We start from the raw sequence: 26,472 nt of genomic DNA, 5'->3' as shown, positions 1-26,472 counted from the left end.
AGGCCGATGGCGACGGCCTCACGCTTGGGTTGGTCAAAAAATCGCCACATAGTAAAAACATTCAAAATCAACTACTTAAGTGTGAAACAATGCTGAAACAGAGTGAATTCAGCTGGATGCCCCAGTTTTCCGCAGCGGGGGCGTGGTGCTGTGCACAACCTGCAGCACGAAGTGCCTGTGGGCGCAAGTCCTAGGGGCGTCGATGGCCTGCCGCTATCATGCCGGCAGACCTTTGGAGTGACCGATGACGGCTGTGCCCGCCCCTGTTTCCTCGACCGCGGCCGGCGCGCTGTCGGCGTTCCTGCGTGGCGTCGAGCGCCGTGCCCTGGTGGTGGCTGAACTGCAGTGCGGCGATGCCGCGCGCGCCGAGCAGACCCTGGTGGCGGTGATGCGCGCCTTTGCCGCCGTCGCCAGCGACCTGCCGATGGCGCAGTGGCCGACCCGTTTCTGGACCCTGCTGGGCCAGCGCCAGGCGCTGCGCGAGCCGGTGGGCGGGCAGTGGGGGCCGCCGCTGGCCGCGCTGGGCGCGATGCCGCCGCTGCCGCGCCTGGCCCTGCTGCTGCGGGTGGGTGGCAGCCTGGATGAGGGCATCGCCATGCGCGTGCTTGACCAGGACGAAGCTGGCTACCAGCACCTGCTGGCCGACGCCTGCCCGCGTGATGCCCACGGCCAGCCGGATGCCTCGGCCTGGCGCCAGTTGGCCGAACAGGTGCAGGCGCGCATCCGCGAGCTGCCGGCCGCGCGCCTGCAGCAGCTGCAGCAACCCGCCGCAGCGGCCGCCCATAACGAAGCCCCGACCTCGAGCTGGCGCGCACCGCAGCGCGATGAGCGTGCGGCTGCCAATGGCAAGCGCCGTCGCACGAACGCCAAGCCGCGCTGGCGCGGTCCGCTGATCCTGCTGGTGACCGTGGCGGTGCTGTTGGCCGCAGCGGTGGGGTGGCGCTACTGGCAGGGGCGTTCCTTCGGCAATGATGCACCGCTGCCGGAGGGTGTGGTGGGCGAAGCCGGTCCGGTGACGGTGGAAGCCCTGCCACCAAGCAAGGTCAACGCCACGCCGGATGCGACCACGGCCCAGGCCACGGACGACGCCACGATGCTGGCCGACCGCGACTACCCGCTGGTGGCCGATGCCGACCTGTACGCATGGACTGCCGCGGGCGGTCCGCTGCCGGTAGACGAATCGCAATCCAAGCCGAGCCGGCCGGAGCCGGCCAGCGCCACGCTGGAAACCGCTGCTGCCGATGAATAAGTCCTGGTTCGCCAGCCTGTTGCTGGCCCTGCCGTTGTCGCTGTCCGCGGCACCGCAATCGTTGAACGTGCCGTTGCCGCCACCATCGTCGCCGGCCACGCCGGTGGCTTCGCCGGTATCGTCGACGGCAGCACCCTCTGCCTTCGCCCAGCTCGATGCGCAGCAGCAGCGCCAGCGCCGCGCGGACTACGCCGCTTGGCGCGCGTTGCCGGAAGCGGAGCGCGAGCGCATCCGCCAGGCGGCTGCGCGTTTCAATGCACTGCCCGCGGACCAGCAGCAGCGCCTGCGCCAACAGTTCCGCGAGCAGGACCAGGCGTTCCGCGACGGGTGGCGGCTGGGCCCGCAACTGGGCCAGGCATTCCCCAAGCTGCATGGCCTGTTCGGCTTCGTGCCGCCGGAACAGCGCGAGACTGCGCTGGCCGTGCTGCGCCAGCTCAGCCCGGCGCAGCTGGCCCAGCTGACCCTGGTCGCGCAGCGCACGCCACCGCAGGAACGCGACACCGTGCGCAGCGCCTTCCTCGCCGTGCCCGCCGCCGAGCGCGACAGCTGGCTCACGCGCCAGGCCGGCCAGTAAAATGGGGAGGGAGGGGATTAAGTCGTTTCAGGCCTGCTAGTGCCCGATGCGACTTAATCCCCTCCGTCCCCCTTTTGTGTGGGGCGACTGAAACCCAGCATTCACGCCATGTCATGGGAATGCACTCGCCGCCCGCGTAAGATGGGCGCCCGCAACCCGGTGCCTGTGCCCTTCGCGCGCAACCGCAGTTCGCGTCAAGCACCTTATGTCTACTGCAACCTCCACGCCGCGCTTCAGCAAGGAAGTCGGCGCCACCGGTCTGCTCGCCCTGCCGCTCGTGCTGGGCCATGTGTCCACCGGTCTGATCTCCTTCGTCGACAACGTGATTGCCGGCCACCACGCTACGGCCACGCTGGCCGCCGTCACCATCGGTACGGCGCTGTTGTGGCTGCCGATGCTGATTCCGATCGGCACCCTGATCTCGCTCACCGCCTCGGTGTCGCAGCTGCATGGCGCCGGCCGCGAGCGCGAGATCGGCCCGCTGTTCCGCCAGGCACTGTGGCTGGCGCTGGGGCTGGGGCTGATCATGTTCACCTTCCTTACGGTGGTGCCGCCGCTGCTGCCGGCATTCGGCATCGCGCCGGACATCGTGCCGGGGGCCACCGCGTTCCTGCATGCGGTGCGCTGGGGCGGACCTGCGCTGACCCTGTATTTCTGCATGCGCTATCTGAGTGAGGGCATGCACTGGACGCTGCCGACCATGCTGCTCGGCTTCGGTGGCCTGCTGGTGCTGGCACCGATGGGCTATGTGCTGGCCAACGGCAAGCTCGGCTTCCCGGAAATGGGCGCTGAAGGCCTGGGCATCGCCTCGGCGGTGATGATGTGGCTGCAGGCGATCGCCTTCGCCACCTACCTGTGGTTCACCAAGCGCTTCGCCCACCTGCAGCTGTTCTCGCACTTCGAAGGACCGCGCTGGAAGGCGATCTGGGATCTGCTGCGCACCGGCCTGCCGATCGGTATCACCGTGCTGATGGAGGGCGGTCTGTTCATCGTCACCGCGCTGCTGATCGGCCGCCTCGGTGCCAACGAAGCGGCCGCGCACCAGATCGCAATCAACGTCGCCCAGCTGTGCTTCATGATTCCGATGGGCGTGGCCGAGGCCACCACCGTGCGCGTCGGCCATGCGGTCGGCCGTGGTGACGGCTTCGGCGTGCGGCGCGCGGCCTGGGCCGGCTACGCGATCATCATGGGCACGCAGACGTTGTCGGCGGCAGTGCTGCTGCTCGGCCACGATGCCATCGTGGGTGTGTACACCAACGACCTGGCAGTGGCCGGGCTGGCCTCGACCCTGCTGCTGTACGCGGCCACCTTCCAGTTCCCGGATGGCATCCAGGTACTGTCGGCCGGCGCACTGCGCGGCCTGAAGGACACCCGCGTGCCAATGTTCATCGCCATGTTCGCGTACTGGGGCCTGGGCATGCCGCTCGGCGCCGGGCTCGGCCTGGGGCTGGGCATGGGCCCGCAGGGCATGTGGATCGGCCTGATCGTCGGCCTGACCGCCGCTGCCATCCTGATGGGCTGGCGCCTGCGCCGCAGCAGCCTGCGCATCGGCCAGTCGATGCTGTCCTGATCTTCCCGCCCGCCACGTTCGCCCGTGACGGGCGATCCCCTGACTTGTGTCCGATGCCGCATCACACGGCACCGGCTATGCTGGTAACACGGCAAGAAGCCATCCGGAGCGTTCCATGAATCAACCCGTGCCCCCGCTGCCCCCGGCGCGTCGCAATCCCGTCGCCAGCTTCTTCATCGGGCTGTGGGACGTCATGAACTTCACCCGCCGGTTGATCCTCAACCTGGTGTTCTTCGGCCTGCTGTTCCTGCTGCTGGTGATGTTCGTCATCGCCGCCGGCATGGGCGCCGGCGCCAGCAAGTCGCTGCAGGACCGTACGACGCTCGTGATCGCGCCGGAAGGCCGCCTGGTCGAGCAGTTCAGTGCCGATCCGGTCAGCCGCGCGCTGGCCAAGGCGGTGGGTGACAACGGTGCCGAAGAGATCCAGCTGCGCGACCTGCTGCGGGTGATCGAGTCGGCCAAGGAAGACAAGAAGATCGAGCGCGTGGTGCTGGAGCTGGACAAGCTGCAGCCGTCGGGCTTCGCCTCGCTGCGTGAAGTGGCCGCCGCGCTGCAGGATCTGCGCGCCTCGGGCAAGCAGCTGGTGGCCTACAGCGAGAGCATGGGCCAGTCGCAGTACCTGCTGGCCGCGCAGGCCGACGAGGTCTACCTGGACCCGATGGGCTCGGTCGTGCTGGAAGGCCTCGGCCGCTACCGCCAGTACTTCCGCACCGGCCTGCAGGACAAGCTGGGCGTGGACGTGCACCTGTTCAAGGTAGGCGAGTACAAGTCCGCGGCCGAGCCGTACGTGCTCGATGCTGCGTCGCCGGCCTCCAAGGAGGCCGACCTGTTCTGGATGAACGATGTGTGGCAGCGCTACCTGGGCGACATCGCCAAGGCCCGCCGCCTGGATCCGGCGCAGCTGGCTGCCGGCATCGACACGCTGCCGGAAGGCATCGCTGCCGCCGGTGGCGACCTGGCCAAGTTCGCCCTGCAGCAGAAGCTGGTGACCGCGCTGAAGACCCGCGAGGAATTCGAGGATCTGATGATCGAGCGCGGCGTGGCCGACGAGGATGCCGATGGCGGTTTCCGCAACGTCGACTTCGGTCGTTACCTGGCCCTGCTCGACGCGCGCCGCAACCCGGTGGACTCGCGCCCGCAGGTGGCCGTGGTGGTGGCTGCCGGCGAAATCAGCGCGGGTGACCTGCCGGCCGGCCGCATCGGTGGCGAGTCGACCTCGGCGCTGCTGCGTGCCGCGCGCGACGACGACAACGTGAAGGCAGTGGTGCTGCGCGTGGATTCGCCGGGCGGTGAAGTGTTCGCCTCCGAGCAGATCCGCCGCGAAGTGGTGGCGCTGCAGGCCGCCGGCAAGCCGGTGGTGGTGTCGATGGGCGACCTGGCCGCCTCCGGTGGCTACTGGATCAGCATGAATGCCGATCGCATCTATGCCGATCCGTCGACCATCACCGGTTCGATCGGCATCTTCGGCATGGTGCCGAACTTCAGCCGCGCGCTGGACAAGATCGGCGTGCACACCGACGGTGTCGGCACCACCCGCTTCGCCGGTGCCTTCGACGTCACCCGTCCGATGGATCCGGCCGTGGGCCAGGTCATCCAGACGGTGATCAACAAGGGCTACGCCGACTTCACCGGTCGCGTTGCCGACGCCCGCAAGAAGCCGGTCGAGGCCGTCGACGAGGTTGCCCGTGGCCGCGTGTGGAGCGGTGCGCAGGCCAAGGAACGCGGTCTGGTCGACGCCTTCGGTGGCCTGAAGGATGCGGTGGCCGATGCGGCCAGCCGGGCCAAGCTGGGCAAGGCCGATGCCTATCGCGTGCGTTACATCGAGAAGGCGGCGACGCCGTTCGCGCAGTTCGTCGGCGGCTTCGCTGGCAGCCGTGCCGGTGCCTGGATGCTGTCCGATTCGGGCATGGCGCGGATGATGCTGGCGCGCACGATGCCGGAAGTGGACACTCAGTTGCGCTTCGTCGAGAACGCGGCCCGCGAGAAGGGCAACGGTGCGCCGGTGAAGGCGCTGGCGTACTGCTTCTGCGGGTTCTGATCGGCAACGGTATCGAATGAAAACGCCCGGCCTGGTCCGGGCGTTTTCGTTCATGGGGTAGCATCCCTTCGCAGCGCAAAGGGCTCTGACCCCACCGGTCATTGCGTTGCGTCGGCCTCGGCCTTGCGCTCACGCGCGGCGGCATCATCGACGGTTTTCTGCACGTCCTTGGCGCGGTCCAGCGGTTCGTTGATCGCACGCGACATCGCTCGTGGCACCGGTGGCTTCTCCGGGTTCGGCGTGGGCGGCCGCTGGCAGGCCGCCAGCAGCAGGCTGGCCAGCAGCGACGTGGACAGGATCAGGATGCGCATGGCGGCTCTCCGCGGTGGGCGTATGGGCAAGTGTCGCATCCCCCGCCGAGCGCCGCCGTGAGCGCGTATCCTTGCGGCATCGAAATGCAGTGGGCGCGGCCCCGGAGGACACATGACCCAGCAACGGTGGCGCCTGGACGGCCAGACGGCCCTGATCACCGGCGCCAGCGCCGGCATCGGCCTGGCCATCGCGCATGAACTGGCGGGGCTCGGCGCCGACCTGATGATCGTCGGCCGCGATATCGACATGCTGGAGACCGCGCGCGATGAACTGCAGGATGTGTATCCGCAGCACCAGGTGCATGCGCTGGCCGCCGACGTCTCCGATGACGAGGACCGCCGCCAGATCCTGGACTGGGTGGAAGACCACAGTGATGGCCTGCACATCCTGGTCAACAACGCCGGTGGCAACGTCACCAAGGCAGCCACGGAGTATTCCGAGGACGAGTGGCGCAAGATCTTCGAGACCAACCTGTTCTCGGCCTTCGAGCTGTCGCGCTACGCGCATCCGCTGCTGGCCCGGCACGCGTCGTCGTCGATCGTCAATGTCGGCAGCGTGTCCGGGCTGACCCATGTGCGCAGTGGCGTGGTCTACGGCATGACCAAGGCGGCGATGCACCAGATGACCCGCAACCTGGCCGTCGAGTGGGCCGAGGATGGCATCCGGGTCAACGCGGTGGCGCCGTGGTACATCCGCACGCGGCGCACGTCCGGTCCATTGTCGGACCCGGACTACTACGAAGAAGTGATCAACCGCACGCCCATGCGCCGCATCGGCGAGCCGGAGGAAGTGGCCGCAGCCGTGGGCTTCCTGTGCCTGCCGGCGGCCAGCTATGTCACCGGCGAATGCATCGCGGTGGATGGCGGCTTCCTGCGTTACGGCTTCTGATCGCTCTGCTGTAGAGCCGAGCCCATGCTCGGCTGCATTCCGCCAACGGCAGCCGAGCATGGCTCGGCTCTACAACAGATCCACCCCATGGGCAGGTGCGGCCATGCCGCCGCTGTCACCCCGGTACCGGGCAGTTGCTGGCCTCCAGCACACCCTGCAGCCGCTCGCGTTCCCCACGGGCGTTGTCGCGGTTTTCCGGCGAGGCGAACCGCTCACGGCCGCGCGCGTCGCGGAAGCGCTGCTGCCAGCCACCGCATCGCTGTGCCTCCGGCAGCTCCTCGCAGCGGTCGCGCACGACTTCACAGCCGGCGGCGTTGACCGGGGTGGCGCCGCCCAGGCCCTGCACGGTCATCAGTTCGCAGCGCCCGGCGGCGGCTTCGTACTCGTGCAGGTAGCTCCCGCCCTGGCTGTCGGTGCACTGGAAGATCGGTGGCAGCGGTGGCTTCGGTGGTGCATTGCTGTCCGGTGTGGCATCGGCCTGGCGCGGCAGCGTCGCGCTGTCGAGTATCAGATCGCCACCTTCGCGCTCGACCATGCCGGCTTCCATGATCGTGCGTCCTTCGCCGGGGCGACGGGGGCTGCGCGCGGAAGCGGGCGGTGTAGTCGCCGTCGCCGGTTCGGGCGGCGGCACAGGTGCCGCGGTGGCAGATGCAGGTGGCGCACTGGCGGCTGCCGGAATCCGCACTTCCTGCTGCTTGCTGCCGACAGGGCAGGGCGTACGTTGCAGGGTGGGCACATCGCTGCTGCTGGAGGTACAGCGGTAGATCACCCCGTCGTCGGCCAATGCATTGCCGGCGAACAGGCCCAGGGCCAGCCAGATCAGGTTCTTCATGCGCACAGCGTACATGCCACGGCCGGCGCTGTGTTCAGCGTTCGCAGTCCCGCGACAGGCGCGCGTCGATGCCACGCTGTTCGTTGCTGATGGCAGTGCGCTCGCTCTGCAGCGCACTGTTGTAGCGACGGTCCAGTTCCCAGCGGCGGTCACGCAGGCGCGCACAGACCTCCTGCGGCGGCAGCGCATGGCAGCTGTCGCGGACCAGCACGCTGCCGGCCGGGACCTGCACACCGACACCCACCGCAGGCGGGCGGTAGCCGGTTCCTTCACCGATGGGGGTACCGACCGGCGTGCCGAACGCCGGGCGTGGGCCAGGATGGACCGGGCCGTGGTGCCCATGCGGGAGCCAGACGCTGGTCCACAACGGCACCCAGCGCGGATTGCCCTCGTTGTTGTCGCTGGTATAGCGGCGGCCGTCGTCGCTCACGCATTCGTACAACGGTTGTGGCGGCTGGATGTAGACGTGGCGGGCCTCGCGATCACGCATCACCGGAACCTCGTCGGGAGGCGCGGGTGTCACATCGCTGCGTACTACCCGTGGCGCCGGATCGCGCGGGCGCTGCAGGTCGCGCACTTCCTGCCGGCCACTGCTGCAGGGCCTGTCCTGCAGGGCCACGGCGCCGTTGCTGGCGACACAGCGGTAGACGCGCACGTCCTCGGCGGCCGGTGCGGTCCATGGCAGCAACAGGCACAGGCCCAGGGCGGTGCGCGGCAGGTTCATGGCGGCAGGGTGCGTGATTGTGCGTGGCAGTGCAATCGTCCGCTCAGGAGCGCAGCACGTTGCCGCTGAGCGCGTCGCGGATCGGGGTCGGTTGGGCCAGGCCGCCGGTCTCGCCATCGAGGAGGCCATCGAGCAGGCGCAGCAGGCGCGGATCGAGCTCGGCGCGGCTGCGCGCCGGTGGTTCACCGGCCAGGTTGGCGCTGGTGGAGACCAGCGGACCGCCCCAGGCGCGGCACAGGGCGGCGACCAGTGGGTGGGCGCTGATGCGCACGGCGATGCCGCTGTGCTCACCGGTGACCCACGGTTGGGCGCGCGGACCGGCCGGCAGGATCCAGGTGTTGGCCCCCGGCCAGCTGGCCAGCACCGCACGCTGGCGGGCGTCGGGCAGCGCCTGCAGGCGCACCCAGCCCTCCAGCTGCGACAGTTCGGCGGCGACCAGGATCATGCCCTTCTCGATCGGGCGCTGCTTCAGCCGCAGCACCATGTGCACCGCTGCCTCGTGCGACGGATCGCAGCCCAGGCCCCAGACCGCTTCGGTCGGATAGGCGATCACGCCGCCGGCGCGGAGCGTGGCGACAGCAGAGTCCAGGGTGAGTTCTTTCATGGCGATGACCGGCCCGGCATGGGCCTTCATTATCCCCCTGCTGCGTGCAGAAGGGGTGGTGGGTGCGGGCGGTAGGTGCGGACCGTTGGTCCGCACGCCCTCACCCTCATCCACGCATGGTGTGGATCTACTTCGCCGCTTTCTTGATGGCTTTCTTGGCCGGGGCCTTCTTCGCGGCAGCCTTCTTCACCGCCTTCTTGGCCGGTGCCTTCTTGGCTGCGGCCTTCTTCGGCGCGGCTTCCTTCTTCACCGCAGCCTTCTTGGCCGGTGCCTTCTTCGCGGCGGCTTTCTTGGCGCCGAAGCCCTTGCGCACCGGCTTGCCGGTTTCTTCCATCAGCTGCTGCACTTCGGCCAGGGTCAGCGATGCCGGTTCGCGATCCTTGGGGATCTTGCCGTTCATCTTGCCGTCGCTGATGTACGGGCCGAAGCGGCCGTTCAGCACCTGGATGTCGCTGCCCTCGAACTCCTTGATGATCCGGTTGCGCGCGATCTCTTCCTTCTCTTCGATCAGGAACACGGCGCGGGCCAGGTCGATGGTGTACGGGTCGTCTTCCTTCTTCAGCGAGGCATAGGTGCTGCCGCGCTTGGCGAACGGGCCGAAGCGGCCGATGCCGACGCTGACCGGCTCGCCGTTGTCCTCGCCCAGCGCACGCGGCATCAGGAACAGTTCCAGCGCGTCTTCCAGCGAGATGGTGTGCATCGACTGCCCAGGGCGCAGCGACGCGAACTTCGGCTTCTCCTCGGCGTCCTCGGCGGTGCTGCCGATGGCGGCGTAAGGCCCGAAGCGGCCCAGCCGCACGCTGACCGGCTTGCCGGTCTTCGGGTCGGTACCGAGCTCGCGCGCGCCACTGGCCTCGGCACGGTCAACCGATTCCTTCTTGTCTTCCACCAGTTCCTTGAACGGCTCCCAGAAGCGGGCCATCAGCGGGATCCACTCTTCTTCGCCACGCGAGACGGCGTCGAGCTCGTCTTCGAGCTTGGCGGTGAAGTCGTAGTCCACGTATCGGGTGAAGTGGCTGGACAGGAACTTGGACACCGCGCGGCCAACGTCGGACGGGCGGAAGCTGCGGCCTTCCATTTCCACGTACTTGCGGAACAGCAGGGTCTGGATGATCGAGGCGTAGGTCGAGGGACGGCCGATGCCGTACTCTTCCAGCGCCTTCACCAGCGCCGCTTCGGTGTAGCGCGGCGGCGGCTGGGTGAAATGCTGCTCGGCCTGGATGCGTTCCAGCGGCACGCGGTCGCCAGGCTTCATCGCCGGCAGCTTGCGGCCTTCGTCCTCGTCCTCGGCGCTCTTGCTGTCCTTGCCCTCCTCGTACACGGCCAGGAAGCCGGGCACCACCACGGTGGTGCCGCTGGCACGGAACACGTGCTCGCTGCCAGCCGACAGATCGACGCTGACGGTGTTGAGCGTGGCCGGGATCATCTGGCAGGCGACGGCGCGCTTCCAGATCAGCTCGTACAACCGGCGCTCGTCGTCGGTCAGGAAGCGCGCCACCTGGGACGGAGTGCGCAGGGCCGAGGTCGGGCGCACCGCTTCGTGCGCTTCCTGGGCGTTCTTCGACTTGGTCTGGTAGGTGTTCGGCTGGTCCGGCAGCGAGGCGATGCCGTAATCACGGGCGATCACGTCGCGGATTTCGGCCAGCGCGTCCTGCGACAGGTTCACCGAGTCGGTACGCATGTACGAGATCAGGCCGACGGTGCCTTCGTCACCGATCGCCACGCCCTCATACAGCTTCTGCGCCACCTGCATGGTCTTGCGGGTGGTGAAACCGAGCTTGCGCGAGGCTTCCTGCTGCAGGGTGGAGGTGGTGAACGGCGGTGCCGGGCGGCGCTTGCGCTCCTTGCTGGCCACGTCGGTGACATGCAGCGAGCCCTGCGCGGCCTGCTGGATACGCAGGCGGGCGGCTTCGGCGGTGTCGCCGTCGGTGATGGTGAACTGCTCGAACTTCTGCCCATCCAGCTTGATCAGCTTGGCGTTGAAGTGCTGCGACGGGTGTGCGCACTCGGCGGCGATCGACCAGTACTCGCGGGCGATGAAGGCTTCGATCTCTTCCTCGCGCTCGACGATCATGCGCAGCGCCGGGCTCTGCACGCGGCCGGCGGACAGGCCGCGCTGGACCTTGCGCCACAGCACCGGCGACAGGTTGAAGCCGACCAGGTAGTCCAGCGCGCGTCGCGCCTGCTGGGCATCGACCAGGTCGCTGGCGATCGCGCGCGGCTGGCTGATCGCTTCCTTGATGGCGCGCGGGGTGATCTCGGTGAACACAACGCGCTGCATCGGCTTGTCCTTGACCAGCCCGCGTTCCTTCAGGATCTCGGCGATATGCCAGCTGATCGCTTCACCCTCGCGATCCGGGTCGGTCGCCAGCAGGATGTCGTCGGCGCCCTTGGCGGCCTTGGCGATCGCGTCGACATGCTTTTCGTTCTTGTCGATCACGTCGTAGTGCATGGCGAACCCGTTGTCCGGGTCGACCGCGCCTTCCTTCGGAATCAGGTCACGCACATGCCCATACGAGGCCAGGACGGTGTAGTCCTTGCCGAGGTATTTGTTGATCGTCTTGGCCTTGGCCGGCGATTCGACGATGAGCAGGTGCTTGGGCATGGCAGCAGTGTCTGTGGGGCGAGCCGCAGGGGAGGGGCCGCTAGGGTGGAGCAAACGGCCGCATTAGTGAAGCGGCCACGGACAAATCAATACGCTGAACGCCCGGTAGTGTGCCGGGCGTTCAGGTTTCACCTTATTAGAGGAATCACGCCCGGCCAGCCCCTGTCAAGCAGCCAGACGTGAGGATGGCCGTTCATGAGGCCATCTTGGCGATGAAGCCGACCGCGGCCACCAGCAGCACTAGGCCCGCCAGCGACAGCAGGCCGGTCAGCACCAGGATCACGATGGTGACCGTGCCCAGCTCATGGCGCTGCAGGTGCGGCTGGTCGGTGTAGGCCCAGCGGTCGACCACCAGGGTGTCGCAGATCATGTCGTGCAGGCCCTGCTTGCGCTCGGTGAAGGCGGCCATCAGGAAGCCAATGCCGAGGGTGAAGCTGCTCAGCAGCATGGCCCAGTAGCGACCGAAGGCGCGGCCCTTGGTCAAGCGGTCACCGTTGCTGCGCACGACCTTGATGCCGACCGCCATCTTTCCCAGCGTGGCTCCACCCTGCGAGGAATGGAACCAGGTGTAGTAGGCCACGCCGATGGCCATGTTGATCAGCGCGCTGGCCACCTGCGCGACGATTTCGATGGAGGTCTCGCCACTGCCTACCGCGCCCATGCTGGCGCCAAGCACCACGCCGATGATGGCGCCGATGATGCCGCCCGGAATGGCCAGCACGAAGTAGTCGATCATGTAGGCCGCTACGCGCTTCCAGAAGCCCGCGTAGACCACCTCGCCGCCGATCACCGGCTGCGGGCCGCCGGCACCGGCGGCGGCCGGGGCGCTGTAGGGCGAGCTGCTGAGCGCACCCGTGCCAGGCAGCGGTGCAGTGCCGTTGTCGATGGCGGCGTAGTCGCTGCGCAGGTCGAAGCCGCCACTGGCGGTGGCCGTGCTGGCGTCGGCCAGCGTCTGCAGGCCGAGTTCGTCGACCACCTGGCGCAGTGCAGCCCACTGGGCCATGCCTTCGCGCCAGACCAGGGTGTCCAGGTTCAGTTCGCCGCGCTGGAAGCGCTGGCGGATGTCCTGGACCGACAGCGGGCCCTGGCGTTGCTGTCCTTCGGCGTAGTACCACTCAGTCATTGCATGTTCCCTGTTGGATCGTCCTTGGAGGTGCTGCCGTGCGCGTGGCTCAGCCGCGGCACGACGGCGGCAGGTATTTGTCGTCGCTTTCACCGCTGCATTCCCAGCGGCCGCTGTCGCGATCATATTCCAGCCACAGCAGGTCGCCATCGAGGCTCTTGCCGGGCACGGCCAGCGTCGCTTCGATGCCACAGTGGCCGTTGTTGAAGCGGCCGATGTTCACCGCCGACAGGCCGGCCTGGGTGAAGTCGCCCGGGGCCGGGAAGCCGGCATCGTTGGCGCCCGGACAGCGGCCTTCGTCGTCGGCGAAATGCTGCACCTGTTGTTTCAGGGGCTGCAGGGCATTGACCGCGGTGGCGATCTTGGCGCGGACGGTGTAGTCGTTGTAGGCGGGCAGGGCGATCGCCGCGAGGATGGCCACGATCGGTACCAGCACCAGCAGCAGGCCACCGCCGATGATCGCGGTCAGGGCGCAGCCGGAGAGCTTCTTTTTCGGCGGCGGCAGGACCCCGGCCGGGGTCTGGGTGGAATAGGGCGTGGACGGCGGCAGCACCGGTGGCTGCGGCGGAGGCGGCGCCACCGGTTCCGGTTCGGGTTCCGGCTCGGGTTCCACGGCCGGCACGGCGACGTCCAGCGCCGGCACGATCAGGCCCAGCTCGTCGACGACGCTGCGCAACGGCTGCCATTGCGGCAGGCCGTCGCGCCAGACGAGGGTGTCCAGGGAGATCTGGTTGCTGCGGAACAACTCGACCAACTGTTCCGCCGGCAGCGGGCCTTGCTGCCGGTTGCCTTCTGCATGGAACCACTCGCTCACGGGGACGCTCCTGAATGCGCTATGCCCCCAAGTGTACGGTCAGTGCAGGGGTTCTGGCTCGTCCATGAACATCTGCGTCTCCATCCAGGCATAGGCCGCTTCGGAGCCGGGCTGGTTGAACAGCACCATCAGCACGACCCACTTCAGGTCGTCCAGGTCCAGTTCGTCCTGGTCCAGGGCCATCGCCCGGTCCAGCACCAGCTCGCGCTGGTCGGCGTCGAGGATGCCGTGCTGTTCCAGGTACAGCAGGAAGCCGCGGCATTCCACATCCAGCTTGTCCAGCTCGGGGCCATGGTAGATGCGCACGGGGCCATCGACCCGCGCCTGGGCCACGCTCGGCCGCTGCGCGGCCAGGGCATCGAGCCAGTCGAACGCCTTGTTGATCTCGGTGGGACTGAAACCGGCCTGGATCAGGCCGTTCTGGAGCGAATCGCGGTCACGGATCAGGTCCGCATCTTCGCTGAAATAGTGTTCAAACAGGTACAGCAGTACGTCCAGGATGCTCTCTTTCATTGCCCCTCGGCCTGCGTCGCGCGACGCTGTGGAGGTGAAGAAACTAGGGAGTTCGACAGTAGCGGCCGTGTACGCACACCACGATTCCCGCCAGTTCCATGGCCAGCAGCATGGAGGACACCTGTGACGCCGTCAATCCACAGCGCGTGATCAGTGAATCCATACCGCTTGGGTTGTGGTCCAGGGCCCGCCACAAGCACTGGTAGTCAGGGTCGTCGGCCCAGCGCGCCGGCAGGAGCGCCGGCGGTGCCTGTTCAGTGGGGGTTGCCAACCGCGATTGCAAGCCCGGCAGCTGCTGGCGAAGGGCGGGGGCGAGCAGTTCCAGAACCTCCTCGGGGCGCTCGACCAGCGCCGCGCCCTCACGGATCAGGCGGTGGCAGCCGGCCGCGCGTGGGTTGAGCACCGACCCGGGCAGGGCACAGACTTCGCGGCCCGCCTCCGCGGCCAGGCGCGCGGTGATCAGCGCGCCCGAGCGCTGGGCGGCCTCGACCACCACGGTGGCCAGTGCCAGCCCGGCCACCAGCCGGTTGCGCGCGGGGAAGTGGCCGGGGCGGGCAGCCGTGCCCGGCAGGTACTCGCTGAGCACCACGCCTTCGGTGGCGATCCGCGCCTGCAGCCGTGCGTGGCTGTCCGGATAGGCACGGTCAGGGCCGGTGCCGATCACTGCCACGGTGCAGCCGCCGGCCTCCAGCGTGGCCTGGTGCGCGGCCGCATCGATACCTGCGGCCAGGCCACTGGTCACCGCCAGGCCTGCCTCGACGAAGCAGCCGGCAAAACGTGCGGCCAGTGCGCGCCCGCCCGGGGTGGGTGAGCGGCTGCCGACCAGCGCCACCGAGGGGCGCCAGGCCAGGCTCGGGTCGCCGGCCACGAACAGGGCCAGCGGCGGATTGGGTACCTCCAGCAGTGATGGCGGAAAGTCCGGATGAGTGCAGGGCAGCAGGTGATGGTTGTCCTGTTCCAGCCAGCGCCGGGCGGCTGTCCAGGCCCGGGTATCGGGGCGTTCCAGCGCGGCGCACTGCTCCGGCGTGCAACCGTGCGCGCGCCAGGTCGCAGTGCCTTGCGCGATGGCGGCTTCCGCATCGCCCGCGGCCTGCAGCAGGGCCCGTCGGGGCGACAGTGCGCCTCCCGCCATCAACAGGCGCAGCAGCGCCTCATATGCATGCGTGGTCATCCCCCACTATCGACCGCATGCGACGAAGGCGCCCTAGGGCGCCTTCGCATGTGGTTGTCAGGTTTTGCCGGAGGTGCCTGCCGGTCAGCGGCCAGCACTCCCTAGCGGTGGCCGGGGCAGCCCGGCAACCGTTACTTCGCGTCCGGGTGCAGCGCGTTGTACCCCACCTGCACCGGCTTCACGCCCTGCATCACCAGCGCGTAGCTGACGTTGTCGAAGGTGCGGAACACCATCGCATGCGCGGCGTATTCGTCCGGCAGCGAGACCCGGCCCGCGCCGGTGCTGAGCGAATCGTCCATGCGCGAGGAGGTCGGGTACTTCATGCGGTGCGCCACATGGCGGCCCGGGCGCCACAGCGAGAACACGGTGCCGTTGTCCACGCCTTGGGCACGGCCAGCCGAGATCGCGATCACGTCGCGCGGGCCACCGGCGGTGAACATGTCGGTGACCGCCAGCACGCGCACGTCCACGCCTTCAACACCCGCGGCGGGCACGTGGGGCACGAACTGCAGGTCGTACGGCCTGGCTTCGACGGGCACCAGGCGGTCGCCGGCGCGCACTTCGCGGCCGCCGACGTTCTTGTCCAGCACCAGCGTCGAGGCCTCGACCTTGCCGCCGGCGATCTGGGTGATGGTGCCGGTGGCGACCTGGGCCAGCTCGTAGCCCAGCACGCCACGACGTGCGTTGGGTGCGTTGTAGGCCTTCCACAGGTTGCCGCTGCCCGGGGTGACGTCGCCATTGGCGGTCAGGTCCTCGGTCGGCTTGGGCTGCGCGTACCGCACGGTCGGGCGTACCACGGCCCAGCGCTGGCCCACCTCGGCATCAGCCAGGCGCACGTAGACGGTGTCGCCGCCGGACGCGCGCAGGCGGTTGTCCTCCAGGCCGACCACGTAGGGCAGCTGCTTGACGCTGTCGACAACGCTCAGCTGCTTCAGGAACGGCTCGACCTGGGCCAGCGGAATGGCGTCGATCGGGGCCTCCTGGCGCGGACCGGCCTGGGACACGGTTACCCGGTCCAGGTAGGCCAGGCTCAGCACGTCACCTGGATAGATCAGGTGCGGGTTGGCGATCTGCGGATTGGCTTGCCAGATCTCCGGCCACAGCCAAGGCTTCTGCAGGAAACGTGCGGCGATATCCCACAACGTATCCCCTTTTCGGACCACATAGGTGTCCGGGTGCCCGCCATTCACTTCCACGGCGGTAGCATAGGCAGCCACGGTCAGCATCGCCGCGGCGACGACCGTACGAAAACGAAGCAACATAGGTGTGAAGCCCTGATTCCCCAACAGGTCCACGCACTATAGTCCAGAAACCGGGGCGCAAGGCAAGCGTTGGAGCTAGAATCTGCGACGTATGCCGGCGTGCCGGCCCCCTACCCGGAAACAGCCATGGCCCTTCTCCCCATTCTCGAGTTCCCCGATCCGCGCCTGCGTACCAAGGCTGCGTTGATCGAAGCCGCCGAAGTCACCACGCCGGCCTTCCAGGAACTGATCGACAACATGTTCCTGACGATGTACGACGCCCCGGGCATCGGCCTGGCCGCCACCCAGGTGGACGTGCACAAGCGCTTCATGGTCATCGATGTCAGCGAAGAGAAGAATGAACCGCATGTGTTCATCAACCCGGAAATCGTCGCCAAGGACGGGGGCCGGGTGTACCAGGAGGGCTGCCTGTCGGTCCCGGGTATCTTCGCCGACGTGACCCGCGCTGACACCATCACCGTGAAGTACCTGGACCGCAACGGCCAGGAGCAGCAGCTGGAGGCTGGCGAAGTGCTGGCCACCTGCATCCAGCACGAGATGGACCACCTGGACGGCAAGCTGTTCATCGACTATCTGTCGCCGCTCAAGCGCGAGATGGTCCGCAAGAAGCTGGCCAAGCAGCGCAAGCACGTGGCGTGATCGCCAATCCGGGCCGCCCTTCGGGTGGCCCGTGCCCGCGCGACGCGCGCGGGCTGTACGGCGCCGGCCGACGGCGCCGTTTTCTTTCCTGCACGAATCCATCCTGCAAGTGGGGTAGCCATGAGGATTGTCTTTGCCGGTACGCCGGAATTCGCGGTGTCGTCGCTGCGCGCCGCGGCGCGCCACCACGAGGTCGTGGCCGTCTATACCCAGCCTGATCGCCCGGCCGGGCGCGGCCGTGGCTTGGCGCCGTCGCCGGTCAAGCTCGAAGCGGTGGCGCGTGGCATTCCGGTCTACCAGCCCGAATCGCTGAAGGATGAAGCTGCCCAGCAGCAGCTGCGCGACCTGCAGCCGGACCTGATGGTGGTGGTCGCCTACGGCCTGATCCTGCCCAAGGCGGTACTGGCGATCCCGACCCACGGTTGCTGGAACGTGCATGCCTCGCTGCTGCCGCGCTGGCGCGGTGCCGCGCCGATCCAGCGCGCGATCCAGGCCGGTGACGCAAAGACCGGCGTGTGCCTGATGCAGATGGAAGCCGGCCTGGATACCGGCCCGGTGCTGCTGCACCAGGAGCTGCCGATCGCGGCCACCGATACCGGCGGCCAGCTGCATGACAAGCTGGCCGAACTGGGCGCACAGGTGCTGTCCGACGGCCTGGGCCTGCTGCGTGCCGGCATCAAGCCGATCGCGCGGCCGCAGCCGGAGCAGGGCGTGACCTACGCGCACAAGCTGGACAAGGCCGAGGCCCGCCTGGACTGGGCGCAGGACGCCGATGCACTGGCGCGCACCGTGCGTGCCTTCAATCCGTGGCCGATCGCCGAAGCCACGCTGGCCGGCGAGCGCGTGCGCATCCACGGCGCGGTCGCCCTTGACCTCGCCCATGGCCAGGCGCCGGGGACGGTGCTGGCGGCCAGCCGCGATGGCATCGACATCGCCTGCGGCCAGGGCGCGCTGCGCCTGCGCACGCTGCAGCGCGAGGGCGGCAAGGCGATCACCGCCGCCGACTACCTCAATGCCCGCCGCGACCTGCACGTGGGGGCATAAGCGGTGTCGAAGCAGAATGATTTCTCCGTCGCCAAGGCGGCGCCTGGCGCGGCCACCCGCATGCTGGCCGCACGCGTGCTGGCGCAGGTGTTCACCCGTGGCCGCTCGCTGAAGGCGGAACTGGCCTGGGCGCTGCCCAAGCTGGCCGACAGTCGCGATCGCGCCCTGCTGGAAGCGCTGTGCTTTGCAGTCCTGCGCCGCCGTAGTACCTACGACGCGGCCTTGCAGTCGTGGATGCAGAAGCCGCTGTCGGCCCGCGACGCCGATCTGCGCACCCTGTTGATGGTGGGCTTCGCCCAGCTGGACGTGCTGGAACTGCCGGCGCATGCGGCACTGTCGGCCACGGTCGACGCCGCTCGCGCGCTGGGCCGTGAGCGCCAGGCCGGCCTGGTCAACGCGATCCTGCGCCGCGCGCAGCGTGAGGGTTTCCCGGAACAGCCTGCGCGCGATGCCTTCCCGGAGTGGCTGGCCGATGCCGTCGAGCGCGACTGGCCGGCCCAGGCCGAAGCGATCTTCGCCGCCAGCCTGCAGCCGGCGCCGTTGTGGCTGCGTGCCAACCGCCAACAGGGGGGCCGTGACAAGGCGCTGGCCACGCTGGCCGAGGCCGGCATTGCCGCCGAAGCCAGCCCGCTGAGCGCCGACGCACTGCGCCTGGCAGCGCCCATCGCGGTGAACCAGCTGCCGGGGTTCGCCGACGGTGCGCTGTCGGTGCAGGACCTGTCGGCGCAATGTGCGGCGGACGCGCTGGCACCGGCGTCCGGCGCCCGCGTGCTGGACGCCTGCGCGGCGCCCGGTGGCAAGTCGGCGCACCTGCTGGAACGTGACCCGAGCCTGCGCCTGCTGGCGCTGGATATCGATGCGCGGCGCCTGGCGCGTGCCCGCGATACCTACACCCGCACCGGCGTGGGTGAGGGCGCGCAGACCCGGGTGGCCGATGCCAGCGACCCCGGTGCCTGGTGGGATGGCACCCCGTTCGACGCCATCCTGCTGGATGCGCCGTGCTCGGCCACCGGCGTGATCCGCCGCCAGCCGGACGTGATGTTCCACCGCCGCGCCGAGGACATCGATGCGCTGGTCGGCGTGCAGGCCCGCCTGCTGGAGGCCTGCTGGTCGATGCTGCGCCCGGGTGGCGTGCTGTTGTACGCCACCTGTTCGATCCTGCGTGCCGAGAACGTCGATCAGGTGCGGGCCTTCCTGAAGTGGCATCCGGACGCGGTGGCACAGCCTCTGGATGACACATTCGGCCTGGACTGCGAGGGGATCGCGCGCCAGCGACTGCCGGGTGACAGCGATGCTGACGGTTTCTTTTACGCGCGTCTGCTAAAAACAGCCTGAGCCCCGCTGACGTTCCGAGTCCCATGCTGAAATCCCGCGCGTCGCGCGAGACGTGGTTGTTCGTGGTGATGGCCCTGCTGGTGCTGGGGGCCGGGCTGGGCCTTCGTGATCCGTGGCCGTCCGACGAACCGCGCTTCGCGCTGGTGGCCAAGCAGATGATCGACAGCGGCCACTGGCTGTTCCCGCACCGCGGGACCGAGCTGTATTCGGACAAGCCGCCGATGCTGATGTGGTGGCAGGCCACGCTGTACAGCCTGGTCGGGCAGTGGCGCGTGGCCTTCCTGCTGCCGTCGCTGCTGGCGGCACTGGGCACGTTGTGGTGCGTGGTCGACCTGGGCCGGCGCCTGTGGACGCGGCGCGTGGGGTTGTATGCCGGCTGGGCGCTGCTGTTCGCGCTGCAGTTCACCTTCCAGGCGAAGAAGGCGCAGATCGATCCACTGCTGCTGCTGTTCATCACCCTGGCCAACTACGGCCTGCTGCGCCACCTGCTGCTGGGTCCCGCCTGGCGCTGGTGGTGGCTGGGCTGGTTCTTCGCCGGCATCGGCGTGATCACCAAGGGCGTGGGCATGCTGGCGCTGCTGATGATCGTGCCCGCGGCAATCGCCACGGCGCTGCAGTGGCCACGGGTGGGCCTGCACGCGCGCGACGCGCGCTTCTGGCTGGCGCCGTTGGCCTTCCTGCTGGCGGTGTCGTTGTGGCTGGCGCCGATGCTGCTGGCCGGCTTTGCCACCGGCTCGGACGAGTACCGCACCTACATGGACGACATCCTGTTCCAGCAGACGGCGCGGCGCTACACCCATTCCTGGGACCACCACCAGCCCGCCTGGTACTTCCTGGCGACGATGCCGCTGATGTGGATCCCGGCGTTCCTGGCCCTGCCCTGGGCGATTCCGGCCTGGCGCCGCCGTCTGCAACGCCGCGACCCGCGCTATCTGCTGCCGCTGGCGTGGTGGCTGATGGTGGTGCTGTTCTTCTCGATTCCCGCCGGCAAGCGCGACGTCTACATCCTGCCGGCGCTGCCGATGTTCTGCCTGGCGCTGGCACCGCTGTTGCCGGGTTTGCTGAAGCGACGCGATGTGCAGGCCGTGGTGGGGCTGTTCACCGGCCTGTTGTCACTGGGCCTGGCACTGGCCGGCGCGATGGCGGTGCTGGGCGACCCGGCCTTCGAGCTGCGCCTGACCCACAGCCGCGGGCTCGCCCCCGGGGCGGTCGACGCGCTGGCGTGGACGATCCTGGCGATGGGCCTGTGGGGCGGATTGAGCCTGCTGGCCTGTGGCCGTCGCCGGCAGCTTGCGCTGGTGTCGACCCTGGCGGTGGTCTGGGTGCTGTACAGCCTGGTCGGCTATCCGCTGCTGAACGATTCCAGTTCCGCCCGTGGCCTGATGCGCACGGTCGGTGCCCGTCTGGGCCCCGATGCCGAGCTGGGGCTGGTGGCCTGGAAGGAACAGCATCTGCTGCTGGCCGACCGTCCCGCAGCGACCTTCGGTTTCGAGACTGACTGGGACGAGCAGCTGGTGGCGGCCACGCGCTGGCAGCGGTTGGCGCCTGGACGCCGTTGGCTGCTCGTGCACGAGTACGCGATGCTGTCGTGCGTCGATCGCAACCGCGCTGAACTGGCCGGGGTGGCCAACCGTCGGCGCTGGTGGCTGGTGCCGGCGGCGGCGGTGACGGTGCCCTGCGTGGTCACTGCGGAGGAGCGGGAACGTGAACGGCGTTTGCAGGAACATGACTAGCCAGCACGATTTCCGCTTGTCCAGTCTGCCCAAGCGGGCCCAAAGGCAGTAAAACAGCAGGCTGGGACGGCCCGTTGATCCGTCCTGTTCTTCCAGCAGATTGCAGCGATACTTCCCGACGTGCCAGCTTCACCGGACAAACTGAATCTCATGGCCGGCGACCCGCTGGGCGTCCCCGTTGGCGGGCGTCAGGGGGTTGCACATGGGCTGGCCCAGCTGGGCCTGTTCTGCCTGCCGGCACTGGTGCTGACCGTGCCGATCAACCTGTTGCCGTATGGTCTCCTGCTGCTGCTCAGCACCCTGCTGGCGCCGGAGCTGCTGTGGCGTGCGCGCGGCATGGCCGGCCAGCCGGTGAAAGTACTGGCCTGGCTGATGCTGGCGGTGCTGGCGCTCGGCGTACTGTCGGTGGCGCTGTTCGAGCAGGGCCTGCGTGACGTCGACAACCGTTCGCGGTTCGTGGTGATCCCGTGGATTGCGCTCTGGGTCTGCGCGCTGCGTCCCAACCTGCGGTGGCTCTGGTACGGGTCATTGACCGGCCTGCTCGCCACCTTTGCGATGTCGCTGTGGCAGGTGCTGGGCGGCGCCCCGCGCGCGGAGCTGTTCACCAATGCCATCGTGCTGGCCGACATCGTGATGGTGTTGATGGTGCTGCTGGTGTTCTGTCGCCCGTCGCGACGCTGGTCGCTGGTGATCCTCGGCATGGCCGCCGGCTGCGGCACCATCGTGCTGACCGGCAGCCGAGGCGTGTTCGCCGCCTTGCTGGCGCTGCTGGTGGTGCTGGCGCTGAGCCTGCGCTGGCGCACCGGTGCGGCGCGCCTGTCGGTGCTGGCCGGCATGCTGGCGATCGGTGCGACGCTGCTGCTGTCGGTACCGGAGCTTCGCCACCAGGTTCGCCTGAGCGAGCTGCACAGCGACGTGCAGCGGATGGAGCTGGGCGACAGTGATTCTTCCGCCGGTGCCCGCGTGGAGCGCCTGCAGGTTGCCTGGCAGACCTTCCTTGATCATCCGCTGGTGGGTGTTGGCATCGGTCATTTCGACAGTGCGATGCAGCGCGTGCCGGTCTGCCGGGAGAACCCGGAAGAATTGCGCTGCCACCTGGGGCATGCGCACAACGACGTGGCCGAATGGGCGGCGACCCAGGGCGTACCGGGCCTGCTGCTGTTGCTGGCGGTGTATGGCATCCCGCTGTGGTTGTTCGTGCGCCTGCACCGCCGCAGCGGACGGGCGACCTTCCGGGGGCCGGCCGCAGCCGGCGTCATGCTGGTGATCACCTACGCGTTGTGCGGGCTGACCCAGTCGATGTTCGCGCACCAGATGACGGCCAGCTTCTACGTGACGCTGGTCGGCCTGTTGACCGGCCTGTCGATCGTCGAAGGCGCGCGCCACCGGGCGATCACCGGGTCGTGATGCAGCGTCGCGCCGGGCAGCGCCCGGCGATCAGGGGTTCGGCGGGTCGGCTACGGCCTGGCCGTTGCCCAGCATCCACAGCATGATGGTCTTCTGGCGCACGTAGTTGGCGCGCACATAGGCGTAGACCAGGCCGTGCCAGCCGTCGCGGAAGCCGCCGCGGAACACGAAACCGCGCCAGAACCGCCAGGCCGGGGCCAGCACCAGCTTGCCCAGCGAGGCCCGCTTGCCGCGTGCGAACTCGTGCTCGGCCATCATCCGCGCGTACTTCTCGGTCTTGGCCAGCTGCTGCTGCAGGGAGCGGTACGGGTAATGGACCAGATCGCCGCGCAGGGTGCCGACACTGCCGTCGACGCTGGCCGCCTCATGGATCTCGCGCTTGCCGCGCCAGCCACCGCGGCGGCGGTCGAACAGGCGCATCACCCGGTCCGGGTAGGCGTTGCCATGGCGCAGGAACTTACCGAAGTACTCCGACAGGCGCGCGAAGCGATAGCCGGCATGGCCGGCGAAGCCGCCGTTGCGGGCCTGTTCGATAGCCGCGCGCAGTTCCGGGCTGATCCGCTCATCGGCGTCCAGGCACAGCACCCAGTCGTGGCGGGCCTGCTCGACGCAGTAGGCCTTCTGGCTGCGGAAACCATCGAACGCGCGCTGCAGCACGCGGGCGCCTGCGGCCTCGGCGATGGCCACGGTGGCATCGGCGGAGTACGAGTCCACGACGATGATCTCGTCGCAGAAGGCCAGCGATGCCAGGCAGTCGCCGATGCGGCCGGCCTCGTTGAACGCGATAATGCAGGCCGAGATGCGAGGCCGTTCGATGGGAGCGGTCGTGGAGGACATGATGGCCGGGTACCTGTTGTTTGCGACGGAGCGCTATGCGCTGCCTATTCTCGCCCCGTTGGCGCAGGCCTTGCACGCCTCCGGGCAGGAGGTGGCGGCCTGGTTCGAGGACGGCGCGGCCGGCAGCAGCCTGCCGGGCGTGCCGAACATCGGCCTGAAACAGGCCCTGGCGATGCGGCCGCGTGCCGTGTTCAGTGCCGCCAACTGGGTGCCGACCTTCCTGTCGGGCGCCAAGGTGCAGCTGTTCCATGGCTTCAACGTGGAGAAGCGGGACAGTGCGCGCGGCCACTTCCGGGTGCGCGGCATGTTCGACCTGTACTGCACGCAGGGGCCGGCCACCACGGGGCCGTTCCGTGAGATCGCCGCCCTGCAGGGCCACTTCGCGGTGGCCGAGACCGGCTGGCCGAAGCTGGACCCGCTGTTCCGCGACGACGGCGGCGAGAGCGCTGCGCTGCGCGCAGCGGCGGGCGGGCGCCCGGTGATCCTGTTCGGTTCGACCTTCACCGAGCGCCTGAGCGCAGCGCCACACCTGCATGCGCAGATCGCCGCCGACATCGCGGGCGGTGAGCGCTACTGGCTGCTGACCCTGCACCCGAAGTGCCCACCGGAATTGTTCGAGCGCTACCGCGCGCTGGCCGGTGCCAATGCCCGCTTCATCGAGCCGGAGCAGGTGATGGCCGCGCAACGCGCCGCCGATGTGCTGGTGTCGGACACTTCGTCGATCGTTTCGGAATTCATCGTCCAGCACAAGCCGGTGGTGACCTTCCGCAACCGCGTGCCCAAGCCGCACATGATCGACTTCGACGACCCGGCGCAGCTGCCGGCGATGCTGCAGCGTGCGCTGCATCCGGACGCTGCGCTGCAGGCGGAGATCGTGCGATACGGCGACGCCATCCATCCGTACCGCGATGGCCTGTCCAGCGAGCGGGTGATCGCGGCCACCGAGGATTTCCTGGCCGGCGAAATGGGCACGCTGCGGCGCAAGCCATTCGGCAGCTGGGTGCGCGACCTGCAGATCCGCAAGGACCTGGGGTACTGGGGTCCGTCGCAGCGCTGATGGGCTCGGTTCTACAGTAGATCCACGCCATGCGTGGACGCGCGGTGCACCCTCACCAGCGCAGCTTGCGCCGTGCCAGCGCTGCGGCCAGCTGCTCCATCACGTGTTGCGCCTGCGCATGCGGCAGGTAGTGCAGGGTCAACGCCACATCACCATGTGCACCGGCGGTATCCAGCTGCAGGCTGCTGGTGCCGAGCAGCTTGTCCAGCGGTGAACGCTGCAGGCGCAGTCCCTGCACCTTGTCCAGCTCGGCCCAGCGCCACCAGCGTTTCCACCAGCCGCCGCGCACGGCCACGTAATGGTCATCCAGATACCAGCCCATGCGCGCCATCTGCCGATGTGCCACCAGCAGCGCCACCGGCAGCCACGCCAGCACGACCAGCCCCCACGATCCCCAGCGCCAGTACGCGGCCGCCGCCAGCAACGGCACCAGCAGCAGCGCGCCCAGGCACAGCCGCCACCAGCCACGCTGCGGAATGCACTGCCACTGCGCCGGTGGCCACTGCAGTTGTGGCAGCAGGTGCTGCACCAGCTGCGTACAGCGCTCCTGGGGTGCCAGTGGCGCCAGCTCGCGCAGGGCGCGATCCTCATCGCGCGAAGGGCCGCCGGCAGCACTGTCGATGCGCAGCTGGCGCAGGCCGAACCAGCGATGCAGGGTGCTTTCGCGCAGCGTCCAGGCCTGGATGCGGCGACGCGCCACGCTGCTGCGGGTGCGGCTGAGCAGGCCCGCCGACACGGTCAGGCGACGATCCTGCTCGCTGAGGGTGAAGCCGTGATAGCGCAGCAGGGTCAGCACCACCGACAGCGCACGCAGCGCCAGCCAGCCCAGCAGCAGGGCCGCAGCCAGCAGCAGGAAGGCGCCGGCCACGCCAGGATGCAGGTGGTTGGCATAGCCGAAGGCTTCCTGGCCGCCACGCTGGATGGCCGCGTCCATCACCGGCCGCGGCACGGTCTGGAACAGAACGCCGAACGCGGCGATCGCCAGTGCCCAACCGCGGTTGGAGAGCAGGCCCATGCGCACCACGTCCCAGCTCGACAGGCGCAGCAGCACGTGCTCGGCGTCGACCTCGGTGAGCGAGGGGGCGGCGACAACGTCAGCGGCCTGCGGTGCCTGCCCTCGCTGGCGCACCAATCGTTCCAGCGCCAGCGCCTGGTCCAGCTTCAGTACCCGCATCTCCGCTTCCGGGCGCACGCCACCGGCCGATTCCAGGCGCAGCTCGGCCACGCCGAACAGGCGGTGCAGCGGGTTCTGCCGCACTTCCACGTTGTGGATGCGGGCGAACGGGATCTCGCGGCGGTTGCGCGCCAGCAGCCCGCTGCGCACGGTGATCGCATCGCTGCCGATGCGGTAGCGGTAGCTGAGGTACTGCAGCACCGAGACCAGCACCAGCGCGGCAATGGCAGACAGCGGAATCAGCTGCGCCCACATCGGGTCGCGGTCGCCGCGCTGGCCGAACACCAGCAGCGCGACCAGCGGCAGGAAGTAGTGGCGCAGCTGCATCAGCAGCACGAACAACCACGACCACGGGTGCAGGCGATGGTCCTCGCCACCGGCAGGCAGCGATGCGGGCAGGGGCGGCGGCAGGCTCACAGGGCGTCGGCGTCCTGGTCGAGCTGATGGGACAGGGTGTCACGCAGGCGCTCGGCGTCGGCCTCGTCCAGGCCGCTCACGGTCACTGCGCTCATGCGGGTCCCGGCGGTGTGCACGATCAGTGTGGCCAGGCCGGCACGGCGTTCCAGCGGGCCGCGACGCAGGTCCAGATGCTGCACGCGCGAAATGGGGATGCGCGTTTCCAGCTGCCACATCAGGTCGCGGCGCAGGCCCAGGCCCTGGGCATCCAGCCGCCAGCGGGTGCGGGTCAAGCGCCGGCGGCCGAGCCAGGCGCCGAAGACGATGCCGATCAGCAGCCCAAGGGCGGCCGTCCACAGGCCGCCGGGCAGATCGAAGAACCACGCGGCCGCGGCCAGCGGCAGTCCCGGCACGAACAGGCCGCCGAAGGCGCCTTCCAGTGCAGCGAGGCGGGCAGCGCGTTGCGGCAGCGACTGCCAGGCATCGGTGGGCGGGGAGGGCAGGGGGACGTCGGTCACGCGGGCTCCGTCAGGCGGCAGGGCGGGCGATGGCGGCCGAGACCGCACCGCGC

At 68.8% G+C, this 26,472-nt stretch carries 24 protein-coding genes; 11 read left to right on the top strand and 13 right to left on the bottom strand.

What is annotated here, in order from left to right:
- Positions 1 to 244: 244 nt before the first annotated feature.
- The 4 genes from CCR98_RS18590 (at position 245) to sppA (ending at position 5,431) form a co-directional block, all read left to right on the top strand.
- Positions 245 to 1,249, top strand: a complete 1,005-nt coding sequence (locus tag CCR98_RS18590; protein ID WP_087923754.1) for a hypothetical protein — start codon at positions 245 to 247, stop codon at positions 1,247 to 1,249.
- Positions 1,242 to 1,823: a DUF3106 domain-containing protein gene (locus CCR98_RS18585; RefSeq protein ID WP_087923753.1), complete on the top strand. Its 582-nt coding sequence runs from the start codon at positions 1,242 to 1,244 to the stop codon at positions 1,821 to 1,823. The genes CCR98_RS18590 and CCR98_RS18585 overlap by 8 nt, the downstream gene beginning before the upstream one ends.
- A gap of 205 nt (positions 1,824 to 2,028) precedes the next feature.
- Positions 2,029 to 3,393: an MATE family efflux transporter gene (locus tag CCR98_RS18580; protein WP_087923752.1), complete on the top strand. Its 1,365-nt coding sequence runs from the start codon at positions 2,029 to 2,031 to the stop codon at positions 3,391 to 3,393.
- A gap of 115 nt (positions 3,394 to 3,508) precedes the next feature.
- Positions 3,509 to 5,431: a signal peptide peptidase SppA gene (gene sppA, locus CCR98_RS18575; protein WP_087923751.1), complete on the top strand. Its 1,923-nt coding sequence runs from the start codon at positions 3,509 to 3,511 to the stop codon at positions 5,429 to 5,431.
- A 98-nt stretch (positions 5,432 to 5,529) separates the two neighbouring features.
- On the opposite strand, the gene CCR98_RS18570 is transcribed toward sppA, so the two are convergent.
- Positions 5,530 to 5,742 (bottom strand): hypothetical protein, encoded by a 213-nt coding sequence (locus CCR98_RS18570; protein WP_014038644.1) that lies wholly within the window; start codon positions 5,740 to 5,742, stop codon positions 5,530 to 5,532.
- 112 nt (positions 5,743 to 5,854) lie between these two features.
- Between CCR98_RS18570 and CCR98_RS18565 the strand changes: the two genes are divergently transcribed.
- Positions 5,855 to 6,631 carry an SDR family oxidoreductase gene (locus CCR98_RS18565; RefSeq protein WP_087923750.1) on the top strand — a complete coding sequence of 259 codons (777 nt, stop codon included), beginning with the start codon at positions 5,855 to 5,857 and terminating at the stop codon, positions 6,629 to 6,631.
- A gap of 115 nt (positions 6,632 to 6,746) precedes the next feature.
- On the opposite strand, the gene CCR98_RS18560 is transcribed toward CCR98_RS18565, so the two are convergent.
- The 9 genes from CCR98_RS18560 to CCR98_RS18520 all read right to left on the bottom strand — a co-directional run bounded on the left by CCR98_RS18560 (position 6,747) and on the right by CCR98_RS18520 (position 16,279).
- Positions 6,747 to 7,463: a hypothetical protein gene (locus CCR98_RS18560; RefSeq protein WP_087924235.1), complete on the bottom strand. Its 717-nt coding sequence runs from the start codon at positions 7,461 to 7,463 to the stop codon at positions 6,747 to 6,749.
- Positions 7,464 to 7,497: 34 nt separating this feature from the next.
- Positions 7,498 to 8,187, bottom strand: coding sequence for a hypothetical protein (locus CCR98_RS18555; RefSeq protein WP_087923749.1), 690 nt, complete (start codon positions 8,185 to 8,187; stop codon positions 7,498 to 7,500).
- 43 nt (positions 8,188 to 8,230) lie between these two features.
- The gene (locus CCR98_RS18550) at positions 8,231 to 8,821 is read right to left on the bottom strand and encodes a Sua5/YciO/YrdC/YwlC family protein (protein ID WP_087923748.1); all 591 of its coding nucleotides are present in this window, start codon (positions 8,819 to 8,821) and stop codon (positions 8,231 to 8,233) included.
- Positions 8,822 to 8,918: 97 nt separating this feature from the next.
- Positions 8,919 to 11,396: a DNA topoisomerase I gene (locus tag CCR98_RS18545; RefSeq protein ID WP_087923747.1), complete on the bottom strand. Its 2,478-nt coding sequence runs from the start codon at positions 11,394 to 11,396 to the stop codon at positions 8,919 to 8,921.
- 193 nt (positions 11,397 to 11,589) lie between these two features.
- Entirely contained in the window at positions 11,590 to 12,519 is a 930-nt protein-coding gene (locus tag CCR98_RS18540) for an RDD family protein (RefSeq protein WP_087923746.1), read from the bottom strand.
- Positions 12,520 to 12,568: 49 nt separating this feature from the next.
- On the bottom strand, positions 12,569 to 13,333 hold the full coding sequence (locus CCR98_RS18535; protein ID WP_087923745.1) for a pilin: 765 nt from the start codon (positions 13,331 to 13,333) through the stop codon (positions 12,569 to 12,571).
- Between the two features lie 39 nt (positions 13,334 to 13,372).
- A complete protein-coding gene (locus tag CCR98_RS18530; protein ID WP_005419622.1) occupies positions 13,373 to 13,846 on the bottom strand; it encodes a DUF494 family protein in 474 nt (157 codons plus the stop codon).
- Positions 13,847 to 13,889: 43 nt separating this feature from the next.
- Positions 13,890 to 15,017 (bottom strand): DNA-processing protein DprA, encoded by a 1,128-nt coding sequence (gene dprA, locus CCR98_RS18525; RefSeq protein ID WP_087923744.1) that lies wholly within the window; start codon positions 15,015 to 15,017, stop codon positions 13,890 to 13,892.
- A 131-nt stretch (positions 15,018 to 15,148) separates the two neighbouring features.
- The gene (locus CCR98_RS18520) at positions 15,149 to 16,279 is read right to left on the bottom strand and encodes a LysM peptidoglycan-binding domain-containing protein (protein WP_087923743.1); all 1,131 of its coding nucleotides are present in this window, start codon (positions 16,277 to 16,279) and stop codon (positions 15,149 to 15,151) included.
- 126 nt (positions 16,280 to 16,405) lie between these two features.
- Between CCR98_RS18520 and def the strand changes: the two genes are divergently transcribed.
- The 5 genes from def to CCR98_RS18495 all read left to right on the top strand — a co-directional run bounded on the left by def (position 16,406) and on the right by CCR98_RS18495 (position 22,437).
- Positions 16,406 to 16,918, top strand: coding sequence for a peptide deformylase (def, locus tag CCR98_RS18515; protein WP_008267110.1), 513 nt, complete (start codon positions 16,406 to 16,408; stop codon positions 16,916 to 16,918).
- Between the two features lie 120 nt (positions 16,919 to 17,038).
- Positions 17,039 to 17,962 carry a methionyl-tRNA formyltransferase gene (gene fmt, locus CCR98_RS18510; RefSeq protein WP_075676082.1) on the top strand — a complete coding sequence of 308 codons (924 nt, stop codon included), beginning with the start codon at positions 17,039 to 17,041 and terminating at the stop codon, positions 17,960 to 17,962.
- Positions 17,963 to 17,965: 3 nt separating this feature from the next.
- Positions 17,966 to 19,297, top strand: a complete 1,332-nt coding sequence (rsmB, locus tag CCR98_RS18505; protein ID WP_087923742.1) for a 16S rRNA (cytosine(967)-C(5))-methyltransferase RsmB — start codon at positions 17,966 to 17,968, stop codon at positions 19,295 to 19,297.
- 23 nt (positions 19,298 to 19,320) lie between these two features.
- Positions 19,321 to 21,030 carry a glycosyltransferase family 39 protein gene (locus CCR98_RS18500; protein WP_087923741.1) on the top strand — a complete coding sequence of 570 codons (1,710 nt, stop codon included), beginning with the start codon at positions 19,321 to 19,323 and terminating at the stop codon, positions 21,028 to 21,030.
- A gap of 150 nt (positions 21,031 to 21,180) precedes the next feature.
- Positions 21,181 to 22,437 (top strand): O-antigen ligase, encoded by a 1,257-nt coding sequence (locus CCR98_RS18495; protein ID WP_087923740.1) that lies wholly within the window; start codon positions 21,181 to 21,183, stop codon positions 22,435 to 22,437.
- A gap of 30 nt (positions 22,438 to 22,467) precedes the next feature.
- Here CCR98_RS18495 and CCR98_RS18490 read toward each other — a convergent pair whose 3' ends face one another.
- A complete protein-coding gene (locus CCR98_RS18490; protein WP_087923739.1) occupies positions 22,468 to 23,274 on the bottom strand; it encodes a glycosyltransferase family 2 protein in 807 nt (268 codons plus the stop codon).
- Between CCR98_RS18490 and CCR98_RS18485 the strand changes: the two genes are divergently transcribed.
- Positions 23,273 to 24,331, top strand: a complete 1,059-nt coding sequence (locus tag CCR98_RS18485; protein WP_087923738.1) for a CDP-glycerol glycerophosphotransferase family protein — start codon at positions 23,273 to 23,275, stop codon at positions 24,329 to 24,331. The genes CCR98_RS18490 and CCR98_RS18485 overlap by 2 nt on opposite strands.
- A 52-nt stretch (positions 24,332 to 24,383) precedes the next feature.
- Here CCR98_RS18485 and CCR98_RS18480 read toward each other — a convergent pair whose 3' ends face one another.
- A complete protein-coding gene (locus CCR98_RS18480) occupies positions 24,384 to 25,922 on the bottom strand; it encodes a PH domain-containing protein (protein ID WP_087923737.1) in 1,539 nt (512 codons plus the stop codon).
- Entirely contained in the window at positions 25,919 to 26,419 is a 501-nt protein-coding gene (locus tag CCR98_RS18475; protein WP_075676088.1) for a PH domain-containing protein, read from the bottom strand. Before CCR98_RS18475 ends, CCR98_RS18480 begins: the two co-directional genes overlap by 4 nt.
- Between the last annotated feature and the right edge of the window lie 53 nt (positions 26,420 to 26,472).

The sequence above is a fragment of the Stenotrophomonas sp. WZN-1 genome, assembly GCF_002192255.1.
Classification (GTDB): Bacteria; Pseudomonadota; Gammaproteobacteria; order Xanthomonadales; family Xanthomonadaceae; genus Stenotrophomonas.
The sequence above is the reverse complement of the archived record's forward strand: the minus strand, read 5'-3'. Positions and strand labels throughout refer to the sequence as shown.